Source organism: Catenulispora yoronensis, from assembly GCF_039531695.1.
Lineage (GTDB): Bacteria > Actinomycetota > Actinomycetes > Streptomycetales > Catenulisporaceae > Catenulispora > Catenulispora yoronensis.
Genome location: NZ_BAAAQN010000160.1, coordinates 1 through 753, shown reverse-complemented (window position 1 = coordinate 753; position 753 = coordinate 1). Strand labels below are relative to the sequence as shown.

General features: G+C 55.6%; 1 protein-coding gene and 1 pseudogene. One reads left to right on the top strand and one right to left on the bottom strand.

From position 1 onward, the window contains the following. The coding region (gene sulA / locus ABD481_RS46530; RefSeq protein ID WP_344672327.1) for an SOS-induced cell division inhibitor SulA at positions 1 to 360 on the bottom strand (360 nt) is incomplete at its 3' end. Here sulA and ABD481_RS46525 point away from each other — a divergent pair. Continuing rightward, positions 322 to 627 (top strand): annotated as a pseudogene (locus ABD481_RS46525) (EamA family transporter); the annotation flags it as partial. The gene sulA and the pseudogene ABD481_RS46525 overlap by 39 nt on opposite strands. Positions 628 to 753 lie beyond the last annotated feature (126 nt).

Below are 753 nucleotides of genomic sequence, written 5' to 3'. Positions count from 1 at the left end.
AACGAGACGTTCGTGTTCGTCAGCGGTTAACTCCTCCGCCAGCCAGCAGATAACCACACTATAATTACCCGTGCGCAGGGCACGGATCATTGAGTCTATGGTATGGCTGGGAGAGAGCTGGCTAATTTGCATGACCTTGGACAGCGGCAGACCGGCGGACTGAACCCATTCGCGGCTGAGCTTTTGTTGCGGCGTGAGCCACAGCTGCCAGCGCGACTGTTGACCCAGCTGCTGTAATAAAGGTAGCAGCAATAACTGCGTCATCATGGGTTGATCTTCACGATAGACAATTTCACTGATCAGCCCATTGGTGTTCTGTTCGCCAGAACGATGAGCGTAGTGGCCTGGCTCGTCCCGCAACGAGCGGGAGACTGGCAGCCCGACGTTTTCTGGGCCCTGGCTTACAGCGCAATCCTTGCAACGGCGCTGGCCTGGAGTCTGTGGCTTTTTGTACTGCGTAATTTACCGGCAAGTATAGCCGGTCTGAGTACGCTGGCCGTACCGGTCTGTGGCGTGCTATTTTCCTGGTGGCCACTACATGAAAATCCAGGAAAGGTGGAAGGTTGTGGCATTGCGTTGATAGTACTGGCGTTGGCGATGATCAGTATCAAGAGACGAGGGGCATAGCCTGCTCCGGCCTGCAGAGATGCATAAAAAACACCCGGCTGTCGCCGGGTGTTTTGCTCTGGTTTATTCCCATTCCTGCAGGAAGCGCTGACCATACTGGTCGGCCATTCGCTGGGCGCGCTGGTG